The sequence below is a fragment of the Ktedonospora formicarum genome (assembly GCF_016587355.1).
Lineage (GTDB): Bacteria > Chloroflexota > Ktedonobacteria > Ktedonobacterales > Ktedonobacteraceae > Ktedonobacter > Ktedonobacter formicarum.
The window spans coordinates 19,225-34,812 of the sequence record NZ_BNJF01000005.1 but is presented as its reverse complement, the minus strand read 5'-3'; the positions used below and the strand labels follow the sequence as shown (position 1 = coordinate 34,812).

At 53.7% G+C, this 15,588-nt stretch carries 16 protein-coding genes and 1 pseudogene; 10 read left to right on the top strand and 7 right to left on the bottom strand.

Annotated elements, in window-relative coordinates; translation table 11 throughout:
• Positions 1–98: 98 nt before the first annotated feature.
• Both K3T82_RS36400 and K3T82_RS36395 read right to left on the bottom strand, forming a co-directional pair.
• A complete protein-coding gene (locus K3T82_RS36400) occupies positions 99–1,580 on the bottom strand; it encodes an alpha-N-arabinofuranosidase (RefSeq protein WP_220198413.1) in 1,482 nt (493 codons plus the stop codon).
• A gap of 30 nt (positions 1,581–1,610) precedes the next feature.
• Complete coding sequence (locus K3T82_RS36395; RefSeq protein WP_220198412.1) at positions 1,611–2,630, bottom strand: LacI family DNA-binding transcriptional regulator; 1,020 nt, start codon at positions 2,628–2,630, stop codon at positions 1,611–1,613.
• Between the two features lie 191 nt (positions 2,631–2,821).
• Here K3T82_RS36395 and K3T82_RS36390 point away from each other — a divergent pair, with 191 nt between their 5' ends.
• The 6 genes from K3T82_RS36390 to K3T82_RS36365 all read left to right on the top strand — a co-directional run bounded on the left by K3T82_RS36390 (position 2,822) and on the right by K3T82_RS36365 (position 8,289).
• Positions 2,822–3,637, top strand: a complete 816-nt coding sequence (locus K3T82_RS36390) for an endonuclease/exonuclease/phosphatase family protein (RefSeq protein WP_220198411.1) — start codon at positions 2,822–2,824, stop codon at positions 3,635–3,637.
• A gap of 57 nt (positions 3,638–3,694) precedes the next feature.
• Entirely contained in the window at positions 3,695–3,952 is a 258-nt protein-coding gene (locus K3T82_RS36385; protein ID WP_220198410.1) for a YkgJ family cysteine cluster protein, read from the top strand.
• A gap of 589 nt (positions 3,953–4,541) precedes the next feature.
• Positions 4,542–5,198 (top strand): hypothetical protein, encoded by a 657-nt coding sequence (locus K3T82_RS36380; protein ID WP_220198409.1) that lies wholly within the window; start codon positions 4,542–4,544, stop codon positions 5,196–5,198.
• A gap of 898 nt (positions 5,199–6,096) precedes the next feature.
• Entirely contained in the window at positions 6,097–6,585 is a 489-nt protein-coding gene (locus tag K3T82_RS36375) for a hypothetical protein (protein WP_220198408.1), read from the top strand.
• 481 nt (positions 6,586–7,066) lie between these two features.
• A complete protein-coding gene (locus tag K3T82_RS36370; RefSeq protein WP_220198407.1) occupies positions 7,067–7,456 on the top strand; it encodes a hypothetical protein in 390 nt (129 codons plus the stop codon).
• 440 nt (positions 7,457–7,896) lie between these two features.
• Positions 7,897–8,289, top strand: coding sequence for a hypothetical protein (locus K3T82_RS36365; RefSeq protein WP_220198406.1), 393 nt, complete (start codon positions 7,897–7,899; stop codon positions 8,287–8,289).
• A 512-nt stretch (positions 8,290–8,801) separates the two neighbouring features.
• On the opposite strand, the gene K3T82_RS36360 is transcribed toward K3T82_RS36365, so the two are convergent.
• The 4 genes from K3T82_RS36360 to K3T82_RS36345 form a co-directional block, all read right to left on the bottom strand.
• Positions 8,802–10,445 carry an IS1182 family transposase gene (locus K3T82_RS36360; protein WP_220198405.1) on the bottom strand — a complete coding sequence of 548 codons (1,644 nt, stop codon included), beginning with the start codon at positions 10,443–10,445 and terminating at the stop codon, positions 8,802–8,804.
• A gap of 164 nt (positions 10,446–10,609) precedes the next feature.
• A protein-coding gene (locus K3T82_RS36355; RefSeq protein WP_220197995.1) for an IS3 family transposase occupies positions 10,610–11,781 on the bottom strand; the annotation gives its coding sequence in 2 pieces (ribosomal slippage) (positions 10,610–11,514 and positions 11,514–11,781; 1,173 coding nt in all).
• 85 nt (positions 11,782–11,866) lie between these two features.
• Complete coding sequence (locus K3T82_RS36350; RefSeq protein WP_220198404.1) at positions 11,867–12,067, bottom strand: hypothetical protein; 201 nt, start codon at positions 12,065–12,067, stop codon at positions 11,867–11,869.
• Complete coding sequence (locus K3T82_RS36345; RefSeq protein ID WP_220198403.1) at positions 12,064–12,264, bottom strand: hypothetical protein; 201 nt, start codon at positions 12,262–12,264, stop codon at positions 12,064–12,066. The genes K3T82_RS36350 and K3T82_RS36345 overlap by 4 nt, the downstream gene beginning before the upstream one ends.
• Before the next feature lie 51 nt (positions 12,265–12,315).
• Here K3T82_RS36345 and K3T82_RS36340 point away from each other — a divergent pair, with 51 nt between their 5' ends.
• The 4 genes and pseudogenes from K3T82_RS36340 (at position 12,316) to K3T82_RS36325 (ending at position 14,895) form a co-directional block, all read left to right on the top strand.
• Positions 12,316–12,528 (top strand): hypothetical protein, encoded by a 213-nt coding sequence (locus tag K3T82_RS36340; RefSeq protein ID WP_220198742.1) that lies wholly within the window; start codon positions 12,316–12,318, stop codon positions 12,526–12,528.
• A pseudogene (locus tag K3T82_RS36335) lies at positions 12,507–12,786 on the top strand (DDE-type integrase/transposase/recombinase); the annotation flags it as partial. The gene K3T82_RS36340 and the pseudogene K3T82_RS36335, both read left to right, overlap by 22 nt.
• A 380-nt stretch (positions 12,787–13,166) precedes the next feature.
• The gene (locus tag K3T82_RS36330; RefSeq protein WP_220198402.1) at positions 13,167–13,739 is read left to right on the top strand and encodes a TetR/AcrR family transcriptional regulator; all 573 of its coding nucleotides are present in this window, start codon (positions 13,167–13,169) and stop codon (positions 13,737–13,739) included.
• A 172-nt stretch (positions 13,740–13,911) separates the two neighbouring features.
• Positions 13,912–14,895, top strand: coding sequence for an SDR family NAD(P)-dependent oxidoreductase (locus tag K3T82_RS36325; protein ID WP_220198401.1), 984 nt, complete (start codon positions 13,912–13,914; stop codon positions 14,893–14,895).
• A gap of 203 nt (positions 14,896–15,098) precedes the next feature.
• On the opposite strand, the gene K3T82_RS36320 is transcribed toward K3T82_RS36325, so the two are convergent.
• Positions 15,099–15,359: a hypothetical protein gene (locus K3T82_RS36320; protein WP_220198400.1), complete on the bottom strand. Its 261-nt coding sequence runs from the start codon at positions 15,357–15,359 to the stop codon at positions 15,099–15,101.
• Positions 15,360–15,588 lie beyond the last annotated feature (229 nt).

Below are 15,588 nucleotides of genomic sequence, written 5' to 3'. Positions count from 1 at the left end.
AATGATTAGCATCGATGCTAGAACAACACTAATAAGAGATTACAATTTACGGTTTACAGGCTCTACAGTGAGTGTTTGGCCGATTGGTGTTGATAGTTTTACGCGAGACGTGCGCGTAAAAGAGTAAACGAATGGGGTGCAAAAGTGTAGTTGATATTCTGTCCTTCTAGATCCAGGCGATGTTCCTGTACATTAACCGCATGAGGTTGCTCAAAGGAATTGATAACTTCCGGGCTCTTACCATTGACCTCATAAGCGACAACGCCAGTCAGCGTCGCGGGATCTGTTAGTTGAATAGTCGCGGTATGTGCGTGATCGCGGTCACGGTTCACGACTGCGATTGCAAGTTCGCGCTCGGATGTGTCACATGTTACCGTTACATCCAACATCTTGAATGGCCCCAGGTCCCCAACCCTATGAGGCCAAGGGGATACCTCTTGCTCAGGTGACAGCGTGTAGGTCTCACTATCGACAAAGACATCCAGGGCCGTTTCTAGCATATGCTCACTGAACAGACGTAGTGGATGGTAAATCGTCTGGAGAAATAACCCTTGCTCGTTGGTAAAAATAGGCGCGATAACGTTGACGAGTTGGGCGAGGTTCGCGATCTTGACCGTGTTACAGTGGCGTATGAAGCTGTTGAGATAACTCGCGACAGCCAGAGCGTCGGCCAGGCTGTATTTCTCTTCCAGACGAGTATCGGCCTCGCGCATTCTGTACCAGATATTCCATTCGTCGTAGGCGATATGAATAGGATGCTCAATGTTTTGCTCGTAGCGAACAATATCAATCATGGCCTGGCTATTACGCAGGGCACGCTCGGCCTGGTGCGCGGAGAAGACATTGCTGTAATAGTCTTCGCTGCCAGTATAGATATGGATGCTATGGTAACGCACGAAGGAGGCGAGCCCTTCCAGAACGATACGATCCCAATCCGACCAGCCATTGAGGCCGCAACTAATGAATTGAATATTGGGGTCGGTCCATTGCATAACTTTAGCGAACTCGATGGCCTTCTTCACATAGTCTTCGGCGCTAAGCATACCTATCTGCCAGCGACCATACATCTCGTTACCAAGCCCCCAGTACACGACATTATATGGCTCTTCATGCCCATTCTGGCGGCGCAAATTTGCCCAGTAGGTATTGCCTGTACCATTGCAGTATTCTACCCAAGCCTGAGCTTCATCGAGCGTTCCTGTACCCATGTTGACGCAAATGTATGGTTCCGTTCCAATGGTACGGCAATACTCAATAAATTCGTCAATGCCAAAACGGTTTGATTCTTCTGTGTGCCAGGCTAGTTCAATGCGGCGCGGACGCTCCTCTTTGGGGCCGATACCATCTGTCCAATGATAGCCGCTTACGAAGTTGCCACCAGGCCAGCGTAGCAGGGGCATGCGTAGAGGGCGAACGGCGTCCATGACATCTTTGCGAAAGCCATGCTCATCGCTGAGTGGCGAGTTCTCCTCATAGATGCCACCATAAATACAGCGACCGAGATGTTCGATGAAGCCGCTATAGATGCGACGATCTACATTGCCAATTTTCCGTTCAAGGTCAATCTTGATTTTGGACACAGAGATTCTCCTTCCATCTGGGGATGGGAGTTATGCTGTTTGAACTACGTGACGACCAGATGAAGCACGTTTTATGAGATGTATGGGCAATAGAACGCGTTGAGGCTCCGTTGCCTGGTTTTCAATATGATTAAGAAGTAAACTCATGGCGGCTTCGCCTGTTTCATAGAGGGGAATGTGGACGCTTGTCAAAGTTGGAATAGTATGGGCTGCGATAGGAATGTCGTCACACCCGACAACGGCGCAGTCATTGGGAACATGTAGCCCCTGGTCGTGCAAGGCGCTGAGTACGCCAATAGCCATCATGTCGTTCTGCGCGAAAATAGCAGTGATAGTCGGAACGCGTTTGAGCAGGCGTAGGGTCGCTTCATAGCCACCTTCTGCCTCCCAGTTGGCCTCTTCGACAAGGTCTGTATCATACGTGATGTCCGCGTCTTGCAAGGCTTTTTGATAGCCACGCAAGCGACTCTGAGTAGCACGGCGTTCCTGCGGACCTGTGATCGTACCAATGCGACGATGGCCAAGTTCCAGGAGATGCTGAGTCGCGATAAGGCCTGTTTCCAGGTGATTGGAGCCAACTCGTACGAGGCTTACCCCTGGGATGCGAAAAAGGCTCACCACAGGGAGCTTGCCATTCAACATGGTTCCTATTTGAATGTTCTGTTCTAGCTGTGGCGCAGCGAGTAAAATACCGTCCACCCGCCGCTCCATCAAGAGACGTAGGTATCGTTCGCTATCAGATCCTTCGCGATCCACGCTTCCCACAATGACGCATTGTCCCTGGCGGCGGGCTTCTCGCTCGGCTCCAACCACGAATTGAGCCAACACATAGTCGCTGAAGTCGCTAGCGACGATGCCAATAGTCCCAGTTCGTTGACTGACAAGGCTCCGTGCCAACGCATTTGGCACATAGCCAAGTTGTTCAGCTACTTCGAGAATCCAGGCTCTGGTTTCGGGCGAAACTGAGCCTTTGCCCTTCAGGACTTTGCTCACTGTCTGGAAACTGACACCCGCACGCGCGGCAATATCTTTGATAGAGACGGGAGGCATCTGAACTATCTCCTACTAGGCGAACGTTCGCTTTAACCGTAGCATATTTATGAGTATATGTCAATGTAGGAGCGGCTAGCCTTTATCAAATCACGCGTAATGTGTACATCATGTGCCTGGTAAGGTATCATAAAAGGACTGTCTTAAGATTGAAACATCATCATTCAGAGAATTAGCCAGGAGGAACAACCTTGCATACTCTCCGTATTATGAGCTTCAATATACGCGGTGCTCATCATCAGCAAGATGGCCTAAATATTTGGGAGCAGCGCGCTCTCTTGAATATTGAAACTATTCGATCCTGTGATCCTGATCTCATTGGTTTTCAGGAACTACAACTTGAGAATCTCAACATGTACCAGCATCACCTGACTGAATATGAGAGCCTACTAGGGCTCAGGGCTGCGGACAGCGAGCCATATGAGTATGTTGCGATATTCTGGAAGCCAGCGCGACTCACATTGCTTAAAGCGGGAAGTTTCTGGCTTAGCGAGATGCCACAGACTTTCGCAAAGGGATGGGATGCTGCATGTATCCGAGTAGCAAACTGGGCGCATTTCCGTGTAGTTGAAAGCGAGAAAGAGCTTCTCCACTATAATACCCATCTCGATCATGTCAGTGAACGGGCACGAAGGGGAGGAGTGCAACTTATCCTTCAACGATTGACCTCAATGCCGGAAAGTCGCCTTCCAATAGTCGTAACTGGAGATTTCAATTGTAGCCCGAATTCCTTTGTCTATCGACTTTTCCAAGAGCATGGATTTGTAGATACCTATTTGGCGGCAGGGAAAAGCGATAATCTGAATGCACCTACTTTCCATGATTTTGGATGTTCGCTTGTATCAAAGGAGGAGGGTAAGGGCTGGGAGCAGCGCATCGACTGGATACTTTTGCGAGATAAGCAGGAGTTGTTACAAGTTAGGTTATCTGAAATAGTGCGTGATGCCAAACCACCTCTCTATCCCAGCGATCATTACCCTGTTATCAGCGAAATATTGCTGGAATAATCTTCTTCACCTCGTAATTTTGTAAATAGACTACCAATTGAAAGATGAGCGAATCTTATGAACTGTCGTGTTGGTTGTGGTGCCTGCTGTATCGCACCATCAATCAGTTCACCAATTCCTGGTATGCCAGATGGAAAGCCAGCTGGGGTGCGTTGTATCCAGCTTACAGACGATAACCGTTGCAAGCTTTTTGGTCACCCTGACCGCCCGCCGGTTTGCCGTCTTCTTCGCGCCTCTCAGGAGATGTGTGGACATTCCCGCGAAGAAGCTCTTCACTATCTTATTCAACTTGAGCGAGCAACCAACCCAGCATAGCACGTCTTTATGATTACGATCCTCTTATACACAAAACTACGGCGGCTTCATTAGAGCGTGTCCAAGAAGGCTCCGAGAGCAGGCTGACATAAGCCTGCTCTCTTCTTCCCTCCTCACCTTTTCGATATCCTACATGTGTCTCTCTTTTTCAAGCAACGCTTTAAGATGGGTGTCTGTGTGCAAAAAGTTGTGGCGTACCCGTGAGCAATGGGTGCGCTAAGGTTTTTGCGCATGGATATCCATTGCCTTAGGTAGGATTTACCGTTTCTCACACGCAATCGGGGCTATAGAGGGAAGAATACCACTGTTTAGAGGAGGGAAAATTGGATATACTAAGAGCAACGCAAGCAGTTCTCGGTTTCGTCTCACCCTGCCGCCGAGAGCGGGCCGGTTCCACCTACTCTCGTAAAGGAGAAGTCCCTGGTAACCCGGCCTGGAGATCATCCCAAGTGATGCTCCACAGACAGGCATCATGCGAACTTCGCGCGAGGGTTAGCCACTGTTGCCCCACCGCTGCGTTTCTCGCGAGATGAGGAGACAACGCACAAGCGCAAGCACCTACCCGAAACGGCTCCGATTGGAGATCGGAATGAATTCCAGCGAGTGGAGGAGGCTCCCGAAGGATGAGAAGCGCCGCATATGGCTACTTCTCTCCGTAGAGGAGCGGTGCGACCTCCTGCGCGGCTTCTCACAAGCCGAGCGAGGTGCTCTGATGAAAATGCTTCCGCAGGAGAACCAGCGCTGGCTCTGGGAGGTGACCCCAGTCCGAGAGAGGAGCGAGCTCTGGAAGGCCCTCAGCAAAGACGAGCGTCTCACGCTGTGGACTTCTCTGGAGCCGGACGAGCGGCCCTTCTGGTGGAGCGATCTCGGTGGAGACCGCTCTCAGCGCTCCCTCTCGAACGAGCAGCGCGACCTGTGGGCCAGCCTCACGGCCGAGCAGAGGCACGAGCTCTTCGCGGCAAATATGGACCAGAGGATGTGTGCCCTGTTGTGGTACGCAACCCTGGAGCCGGAGTTCAAGCAGCTGTGGGCGCTCTTCCCGGACGACGAGCAGCGCAGGCTGTGGTACGCCCTCGCCAGCGAAGGGTCCATGAGGAACGCTCTCTCGAAGGAGCAGCGCAAGCTGTGGGACTATCTCACGGACGCGCAGAAACTCGCGCTCCACGCAGCCCTCCCGCCCCAGGCGCGCTCCGATCTGGAGAAGAGGCTTCTCACGGCAGAGCGCAGGCGGCTGGGTTGGGGGTGACGCGCCTCCTGACCTGATCCGAGAGGGACGTCAAACTCAGAAGGTGTTCTCTTGCCTTCGTGTGGGAGGGTCGGTTGGGCCGTCAGCATACGTGCTGAACGGCCCGACCGGCTCACCCCCGCTCTGTGTGCGTTCTCCTCACTAAAGTTCCGGGGTCATCCTGGGCTCGTCCCACTTTTCCTCTGAAGCCAAGGGACGCTATGTGCGAACAGACCTTCCGACACAAAAAGTTCTCCTTCTTTCCGATCATGCGTGGTTCTTTCTCATCAAACCTCTTGCCATTGCCCAGGACAAGCTCAAAGCAAAAATTCTAGCTGTACCCTGAGCATCCTACTCCCGATGAGGTTCTCTCAGACCTGAGAAGATACTGCTGGCGAACCCTCTGAGCGGCTTGCTCAAGGGAGAAGTAACGAGCAGGGTGAGACCATCGTTATGGAAGCAAGATAACGCTTCTTTGCTCCTACTGACATCTGTGTTCCTTCCCCTCTTGAGAATGAACGCATTTTCGCAGAGGTGAGACTCTTTTGTAAAAACATAACGTACCCCTCTTCCCTATCTTCCCCTTGGCCTATGTCTCCACATCTGCTATACTTACTCCTAATAGTATCCACTGATGTCTCTGCATCCTCCCGCTGGTTTGTAGCCTGGCCTTTCGCGCGCTCGTTCGCTGCACTGGTCAAGCTCCTGTGGATGAGGCTGCTTGCATGAGTGTGAGAGCACTTTGTACGTCATGCTGACAGGATCGAAGGTTGAATACCGTTCCCCTCGATGGTAACTTACGCTGTGAGTTGCCTTCAGGAGGCCGGACACGCACCATCCGTCCTGGTTTCCAAACCCGCAAGATCCCAGTAAGATCTCAGCAGCGCCTTTCTCATAAGGGAAGGTGCGGAGAGGAAACATGATGTCCGAGCCGAAGACCTATACGGGTGAGGCGAAGACGGACGAGGCGTCCGTCAAGCTCGCCAGCGCCCTCGACGACCTCGTGAAGCGGGCCATGGATGCGGCCCTCATCGAGGTCGCCAGTGACGACGAGCAGCCCAATGTCCCCAAGCGCATCATGCCCTCGGCCCGCGCGACCCAGAAGCAGTTCAACGGCACCTTTGTCGTCAGGCTGTCGATGGGCAGCGGCTCGCTGAAGGTGAGTCGCAGGACGTCGCAGCCGGAGCGCGTCCAGGCGAGGATCACCTACAGCGAACCCCTCAACCCTGGGAACGCGGTTGCCAACGACCTCCTCACGAAGGCGCGGGGGCACGCCGAGGCCATGCGCAAGATGATCCTGGGCCAGCAGGCGGCGGACCTCGCGAAGTCGAAGGTGCAGGACAAGCCGGTGGAGGTGCCGGGTGAGCAGCCCGTGCGCGTCATCGTCGAACTGACGACGAAGAACTGAGCAACGAACGACAACAGCGCTCTCAGCACAAGGGCCGGGGAGGCCGCCTCTACGGAGGCGAGCTTCTCGGCCCCGCGCTTTCTTCTCCTTCTCTTTCCCTCGCCGGGCACGTAGGAGAGACCCAATTTCCAAACCTTCCCTCTATCCTCCTTGGTTTCGTTCCTTCCACCTGTTATACTTATTCCCGATTTAACAACACTCATATACCTGCATCTTTCCACAAGTTTGTAGCTCACCTCTTCGCGCGCTCGTTCGCTGCACTAGCTGAGCTCCTGTGGATGAGGCAGTTTGCATGAGAATAGAGAGCGCTTGCACGTTGTACAGGCAGGATCGAAGGTCTATGCCGTTCCCCTCGATGGTGGCTTACGCTGTGAGTACCCATCAGGAGACCGGACACGCACCATCTGTCCTGGTTTTCCTATCCCGCAAGATCCTTGCAAGATCCCTGCCAGCTCCTTATGGGGAGCGGAGAGGAAACACCATGCCCGAACGCACCATCCGTCCCGGTGACCACAGCCCGACGGTCAACCTCGACAACGAGGACTCGCTCGACGAGTCCGTCGACACCGCCGTGCATGAGGCCGCGTACGAAATCAGCAGGGCGTACCCCTGGAGCGGCAACGGTCAGCCGCCGGTGCGGACCGTGGAGGTCACGGTTACGCTCTTCCTGCGTGGCAACAAGAAGTACGAGCGCCCCGCGACGTTCCAGGAGGTCTCGGTGAGCGACTACACCGCGGTCAAGAACGCGTTCATGCCCGAGCGCGGCGTCTCGATCGCGACGCTGGTCAAGGAGCTGCGCCAGGAAGCGATCACGAACGGCGCCAGCGGGTGGCAGTGGACCCGGCTCGTCGTGGCCCCCGTCGTGAGCTGACGCGAAACCCCGCCAGACCGGCGGAAGCACTCTCAGCACAAGGCCAGGAGGTCGCCTCTACGGAGGCGGCCTCCTGGCCCACGCTTTTCTGCCCTCATTCCAGGCGCTATTTCTTTCAATTCTTCCCCCTCTTCCTCTTGGCTTTTCCCTTCATGCCTGTTATACTCACTTCTAATAGCATTCGCTGATGCACCTGCATCCTCCAATTGTCTGTAGCTAGCCCTTCGCGCGCTCGCTCGCTGCACTGGCTGAGCTCCTGGGGGCGTGGCAGTTTGCATGAGTGAGAGAGTGCTTGCAGGATCGAAGGTACACCGATCACTCGATAGCGACTCATACTGTGAGTTGCTTTCCGGAGACCGGACACGCACCTCCGTCTCGGTTTCCTGTTCTATAAGATCTCGTCTTGCTCCTCCCTTACGGTGGAGCGGAGAGGAACCGCCATGTCTGGAATGCCCTTCCTGGGCAGCGACACGCGTCACCTGAACATGGGATACAAGGATGCGTTCAATGAGGCCGCTGAGGCCGCCGCCCAGGAGTCCGCCTTTGACCTGTTTCAGGCCAACCGTGGAGCGGGCAGTCAGGAAAAGATGAGGGTGAACAACGCACGCGTCGCCGTCCGCGTCAAGATCAACGAGACATCGTTCACGGGGGCAGAGCAGAACGTCACCTTCAACATCACCGTTAAGACGCCCGCCAAGGTCGAAACCACCGAAGCAAACGGCCTCGTCGGGGAGGCCCGGAGGCAGGCCGAGGCTCTACGCAAGCAGTTCATCGAGCAGGGTCTGACCGGATCACACGAGGTGCTGGTCTCTGTGGCCATCAAGCAGGGATGACATCACCTGAGTCAGTGCGAGTGCACTCAGCGCAAGGGCCGGGAAGCCACCTCTACGGAGGCGGGCTTTTCGGCCCCGCGCTTTTTCGTGCTCTGCTCGCCATCTATAGAAAGACTTCTCTTTGTATCTGCGTGGCTCGTCAAGCGACCTGCGCCCTGGAGCAGCGAGCGTTGGAGACAGTGAGACAGAGGAGACCAACGACGAAGGGGTAACAGAGCAGGTAGGATTCACCACCCAGAAGGGTGAGGGTGGTAGCATATTCATGAGTGTGTCGCGAATGTGAGAGGCTCGCCAGGGTTGTATGTAAAGGGGAGGAGGGAGTGAGCAAGCATGTAAGGAGGATGAGAGAGATGTGCCCCTTCTGGCAATTGTTTGGTGAAAGGCAAAAAGAAAGGCCACCATCTGTGGCCTGTTGCAAACAACATATCAAGTATACCTGGTTTTGAGACGAAAGTCAAGCGAGCGCTGTTGTGTGGGGTGTAGTTCATTTTTTGACTCTGTTGGCGAATGGTCTAAGCAGCAAGAGCAGCAAAGCGAGAAGTGCGAGATTGAAAAGGTGTTTCTTCCATATGCCATTGAAAGAGGCGCACAACGTTCATAGCCGTAGCAATCAAAAGATGCTGAAGATGCGTTTTCGCCATACCCAGGTAGCGGCAGGCGCGAAGGTCGAATGCTCGTACGCCCTGTGAAATCGTCCCCTCGATTCCAGCGCGTTTGGCATATCGCTCTTTGAAGGCTTTCGTTGTTTGCCGTTCTCGAGCCGATTGAATGGCTTCATACTGCGCTTGCGCACGAATTTGCAGTTGCCGTGGATTGGAAACGGCACGGGTACATTGGGAACGGGCCGGGCAAGCAAGACAATCTTGCTTCCCGAATTGGATCCGAACCATATCAAGCCCTCGCCATCCCGCTCGTTCGGTCCATTTGTGACTTACATGGCCCTGCGGGCAGACGGCAATCTTGTTCTCCCAATCAATGTGAAAGTGGCTGGTATCATAGCCTTGGCCGGATTTGCTCTGCCAATTGCCAGGAACGGTCACGGGGCCGATTAATTCCACTCCATAGCGGTTCTGGCTGTTGACCAGATGCTCTCCATCGACATAGCCCGTATCCATGAAGTGTTCTCGTGGCAGCAAGTGCTTGCGGGCGAGTCCCTGATGAATGTCATCGGTCATTTCCATATCTTGTTTGGGAGCAGGGGTGGTTTCCACATGCGTGATCAGATGCGGTTTGTCTTCGTCACACGTCTCCGTCAGGTGCACTTTGTATCCCGTCCACACTGTAGCCTGCTTGATACTCAAATGCGCCTGGGGGTCATAGGGAGAAGAAATCAAACCGGAGGCGGGAGGAATGTTGTCATCAGAACGCCAGTGTAGTTCACCCTCCTGGATCCAAAATTGCTGGATCCAAACCCGTCGAAGTATTTCCACTGCGGGAATATCTCGCAACCAGGAGGGAGATGCTGCCTCTTGTATCCACGCCAAGATCTCCCATCCATCTCGTCCAATCTGCTCCGTCAGGGCTTGCCGCTGCGTTGTTTCTTTGGGCAGACGAAACTCTTCCATCCGTCTGCCATACCGATCGTACCAGTCTTGCGGCGCATGTGCACGCAACCACTCAGGCACGACGACAGCCAGGCTATTGAGGGCGGCATGCACGGTCTCTCCCACACATTCCAGTCGATTCATGGTACGGATGGCGGCTTCAATATGCGTTGAGTCGGTGCGCTGTTTGCCCCGTTCCTGAAGCCAGCCGCGCTCTCGGCATCGTTCCAACAAGGTAGTCAGCAAGAGTTCCTCCAGATTTCCCTTGAGCAAGCGACTGCGAAACTCGGAAAGCAAGGAGAAATTGAACCCAGGATCGGTCAATTCCAGGCTCAAAGCATACTTCAGATCAATGCGGGCCTGCATAGCTTCAGCAGCTTGGCGGTCTGTGTAATTCTCCATATATTGCACAATGCTCATCAATGCAAGTCTCCACGGTTGTTCCGCCAATTGTCCTCCCTTAGGATAGAGGGAAAGAAATTGCTCATCGTGATAGATGCCACTTAATTCGTCGCGCAACCACATATATCGATTCCCTTTGGGGAAGAGAAGTCTGGCGACACGAGCGGTTTCTTCGGGAACTTGGGGGAGAGGTTCTGGCTGTAGAGACATGATTTTTCTCCTTCTCTTCTGCCTATCCTGGCTGGCTTCTCATTTCCTTTTGACCTTGACCCGTTTTTGTAGAGCCTCCACCGATTGGAGCGGAGAAAGATGGGAGATGTTTCTACGTTACATAACGTTAACGTTTCTATTATAATATGATAAAATAGAATACGTCAAACGTTACGTTTCGCTTGCTGCTCTCCGAATTTTTCATAGATAAACGGACTCATGTATCCAAGCGTTGAATGGCGTCGAAGACGATTGTAATAGATTTCCAGGTACGTGAAGAGAGCTTGCTTGGCCTCTGCGTGAGACTGATACACCGAGTCACCGACACATTCCTCCTTGAGTGTGCCAAAAAAAGACTCCATAGCAGCGTTATCCCAACAATTGCCTTTGCGCGACATACTCATGATCATCCCAGCCTGAGTAAGCTGGCTTCGATAGGCCAGACTTGTGTATTGGCTGCCTCGATCACTGTGATGCAACAGTCCTGCTTTGGGACGACGGCGGGCAAGAGCCATCTTCAAAGCATTTTCCACTAACTTTTCGGAGCATTCAGCTGACATCGACCATCCCACAACGGCTCGTGAATACAAGTCCAACATGACTGCCAAGTAGAGCCATCCTTGTATTGTGGGAATATATGTGATATCTGTGACCCATTTGGTATTGGGTGCCGTTGCTGTAAAATCACGCTCTAAGAGATTGGGAGCTACCGGATGCGTTGCATCTCTCCTGGTCGTCACCACGCGCCGCCGTTTGCGTTTGGCCTGAAGTTCTGCCTCATGCATGAGGCGAGCGACTCGTTTGCGGGAGCACTGGACTCCCCGATCTTTGAGCTCCACATGAATGCGTGGACTCCCATATCTGCCTTGATGAGAGGTAAAGACCTGCCGAATGTGATTGGTGAGCCGAGCATCTTCTCGCCTACGCTGGCAGGTTGGGCGCTTGCGCCAGGCGTAATAGCCACTTTCCGAGATATCGAGGACTCGGCACATGACCACAATGGGGAACTCTTGCTTGTTTTCTTCTATGAAATAATAGATCATTTGCTTTCCCGCGAAAAGATGCTCACCGCTTTTTTTAGTATGTCACGCTCCTGTTGTACCCTTTCGAGTTCGCGTTTGAGACGGCGATTTTCTTCTTCAAGAGCAGTTTGATGTCCACTACCCGGAAATGCATCTTTTCCGTGCTGTGCCAATTCTTTGCGCCACTGATGAATGGAGGTGTCGGAAATACCCAGCTCACGGGCTACTTGTGTAATTGATTTTCCACTTGTTTGGGCCAACCGCACTGCTTCTTCCTTAAACTCTTTTGTATAGGTTTTTTGAACCTTTGCCATTGATGATCCCTTTCCTGATTTGCTAGAGTATATCTCAGCTTTGTGGACTCTACCAAATCGGGGAAAGATCAGGTAGAAAATTCCCTCAGTTGAGGAGTTTGGTAGGTGAGGTCCCCTGCAGAAGCAGGGAGACGACCTCGGCAGGGAGGGCGTAGGGGAGGGCATCAGGGATGGGCTGCCCCCGTTCACGCTGGCGAGCCAGGATTTTGAGGAAGGCATGGAGTTCGGGCGTGACGCGTCGTGTGGGGACACAGAAGACCTCACACCAGCCCGCGACATTGCTCAAGTGTGCATGGAGTTCAGGTAACTGCGCTTCAAAGTGAGCAGGGCACGCTTTGCGTCTTCTGTTGATTCCAGGAGCGCGGTCAGGGGGGCGTCGAGGCCCTGGAGGCGCTCTGGGGTGTATGGGTCTGTCGTGTCCGTGAGCGCGGCGAGAAAGGCCTGCTCATCGGGGGAGTGTTCAAGATCGTCGAGGAGGTGCATCGTCAGCGTGAGCGACGCCTCGAGCGCGCGTATCTTGCCGCGAAGCCGGCGGTGTCGCCAGAGCGCGAAGAGCCATTGGAGATGCTGAAGATGTTTCCGATGGCTGAAGCGCTGCTCCAGGACCTGGGAGGCACGCGTCTCTGCCTGCGCAAAGCGGTGCAGTGGTGCCTGTGGGGGCGAGAGGAACGTGCGGAACCGATCCTGCGCACGCTGGACCAGATCGACGAGGCGGGGGACCTAGTCTTCAATATGTGCCACGTGTGATCATTACCGACAAACTGGCCAGTTACGCCGCCGCAAAGAGGGAGATCATGGCGAGTGTGGAACATCGACAACACCAGGGTTTAAACAACCGAGCGGAACGCTCGCATCAGCCGACCAGGCAACGAGAGCGAACTATGCGATGCTTCAAATCAAGCAGTCCAGACCCAACGGTTTCTCTCCGCTTTTGGACCGATTTTGGATCACTTTCGACCCAAGCAATACCGTCTCACTGCAGAGGATTATCGTGTGCTCATGTAGGATCGCTTCCTCGTCTGGAACGAAGCGACCAGCGGGCAAACTGCCGCCTAATAGCGAGCCATTCTCTCCAATCTTCCGCTTTTTTCCTGCCTTTCTCCCTTCTTCCCCAAAAAGCTCTTCTGTTTTTCGCTAAGTTGACAATATCTTACATTCTGGTCTTGTTTTCAGTTCTGACGCATCCATCACCAGATGTATGAGGTTCGATCCTCATACATCTGGTGTAAAGTAGCGGACATAGCGGGCATAAACTGATCAGTTCGGAAGTTCCGTAGCATTTTTACAACTAGGTTGGCACCACTGTATTCGCTCAGCCTAGCAAAAAACTTTCCTTTTTGCTATAATGCGTATGTACTCAGTCATTATTCGATTGGTGAGCGTGTATGGCCAGACCCAAAAGTCCAGAGAAACGCGACGCTCTCCTTGCGGCAGCAGTTCAGCTGATCGCCGAGCAAGGTTTGAGTGTCCCTACGTCCAAAATCGCCAAGGTAGCTGGAATCTCAGAAGGATCACTCTTCACCTACTTTGAGACCAAGGAGACACTGCTCAATGAATTGTATTTGGAATTGAAGGTCGAAGTGCGAGCAAACATGCTCGACACCTATCCCACCCATGCAAGCTTAGAGGTCCGTGCTCGTTACATTTGGGACATGTATGTGAGATTCGGCATTGCCCATTCTGATAAATACAAAGTCATCACCCAATTGAGCGTTTCGGATTCCATCCGGGAACAGACCAAACGCCTGAGTATGGAAGGATACGAAGCTCTTCATGCAATGGTTCAAGAGATGTTTGCCTATGGTGCTCTCAAGGATCAGCCCTATGCATTTGGCACAGCCTTACTCCTCTCTCTCATGAATATGACGATTGAATTCATTGCACTCCATCCTTCAGAGGCAGATCGTTTTTGGGATGCTGGCTTTATCGCCTTCTGGAATGCGGTGACAGGGTCCTAAAAATTTTCTTCTTAAATGAGTGCCTAAACAATCATTTATAAAACAAATGATTGCCAAACGTTGCCTGACTATTAGATTGTGCCAAGGCAAATGGGACGTGTCTGTTATCAATCATGGTTCTCCACACTTCCGGTACAATCACAAACACTCATGTTTCATTCAAGAGGTTTTCATGACAGCACCCAATTCACTCATCACAACCCGATTCAACGCTACAAGCACCGCTGCGGACGTCGTAGCTGGTCTCGACCTCTCTAGTGTCCGTGCCATTGTCACCGGAGCCTCGTCTGGCATCGGCATTGAGACCGCTCGTGCACTTGCTAGTGCTGGCGCGGAAGTCACCCTCGCAGTCCGCAATACCGATGCTGGCGCGAAGGCCGCTGAGAACATTGCGAAGTCAACCAGGAATGAGAGTGTGCGCGTCACCGCTCTAGATCTCGCCAATCAAGCCTCAGTAGCCAACTTTGTCCAGAGCTGGAAGGGACCGCTGCATCTGCTGATCAACAATGCAGGGGCCATTCCGAGCACGTTGTCTCGGACTGCAGAAGGCTGGGAATTGCAGTTCGCCACCAATTACCTTGGTCACTTCACTCTGAGCCTTGGATTGCATGATGCCCTCGCCGTTGGTGCTCGCGAACGGGGCGAGGCACGCATCGTCTCGGTCTGTTCCACAGCACATATGAGATCACCAGTCGTGTTCGACGACATCCATTTTGAACGACGCGAGTACGACCCGCAGGCGGCCTACGCACAGTCCAAGACCGCCAACTCGTTATTCGCGGTCGAAGCCGCGCGCCGCTGGGCAGCCGATGGCATTGTCACCAACACTGCCAACCCCGGTGGTATCGCCACCGGATTGCAAAGAGACTTCACACAGAAACAAAAAGATTACTTGGCCACCGCTGAGGCCGCGGGAGTCTTCGTCTACAAGACTATCGAGCAAGGGGCCGCAACTACCCTCGTCGCGGCAGTTGCCCCCGAATTCGCCCACACCGGCGGACACTATCTTACTGACGGCCAAGAGGCCCACACGGTGCCCAACGACGCCGACTTGTTCAAAAACAGTGACGGCGTTAAGCAGTGGGCGATTGACCCGGACATCGCACAGAAACTGTGGACGGTCTCGCTCGAACTCATCGGCCAACCCACCGTGTAAGGCGACCCGAAGAGGTGGAGAAGATCCGGCTCAACTCTGCCAGCCATGCTAACTATGCGGATGATAAGATAGCGGATAAGGACGGCAACATTGATGGACGCCAGGGTGTGCGCTTAGGGCAGCCCGGTATGAGCGTGCTCGATCTGTTCCGCAAGGAGTACGAAGCGTGGGTGGAGAAGGCACATCCAGAACAGATTCGGTTCCTACCCATGCTCAAGAAAGGGCGAAAGAAGGCGGCCAAAGAGAACAAGACGGGGTACTCGACCTTCAAACCGACGATCCAGACGCGAGCCTGGGGTGATGATCTGCGGAAAGAGATCGCTCGCCAAGCCAAGCGTGAGGTGAAGGACGATGAGCTCTTGCGTCGAGCTTTTGCGGCCTATGAACAGCAGGAGCGCCTGGGAGATCAAGCGCAGGGGAGTGTGGTGCGCCAGGATGGGAAGGTTTCGCTCTCCTTGGAGCACCTGAATCTTCCAGCGGAGACGGCTGCCCTCTTACGGGAAGGGATGACCCAGACGGGAACATCGGATCTCTTGTCCTATCTCATCGCGGCAGGGGAGCGAGAGGCGCGCCACCTACGTAGCCAGGCGAGGCGACATGATAGTGAATGCTCTGCCGCCATGCCTACGTCCAAACTGGCGGGGATGAAGGCTCCTGAAGCAGGCAATGAGCGTTATCGCCGAGCCGTCTGGA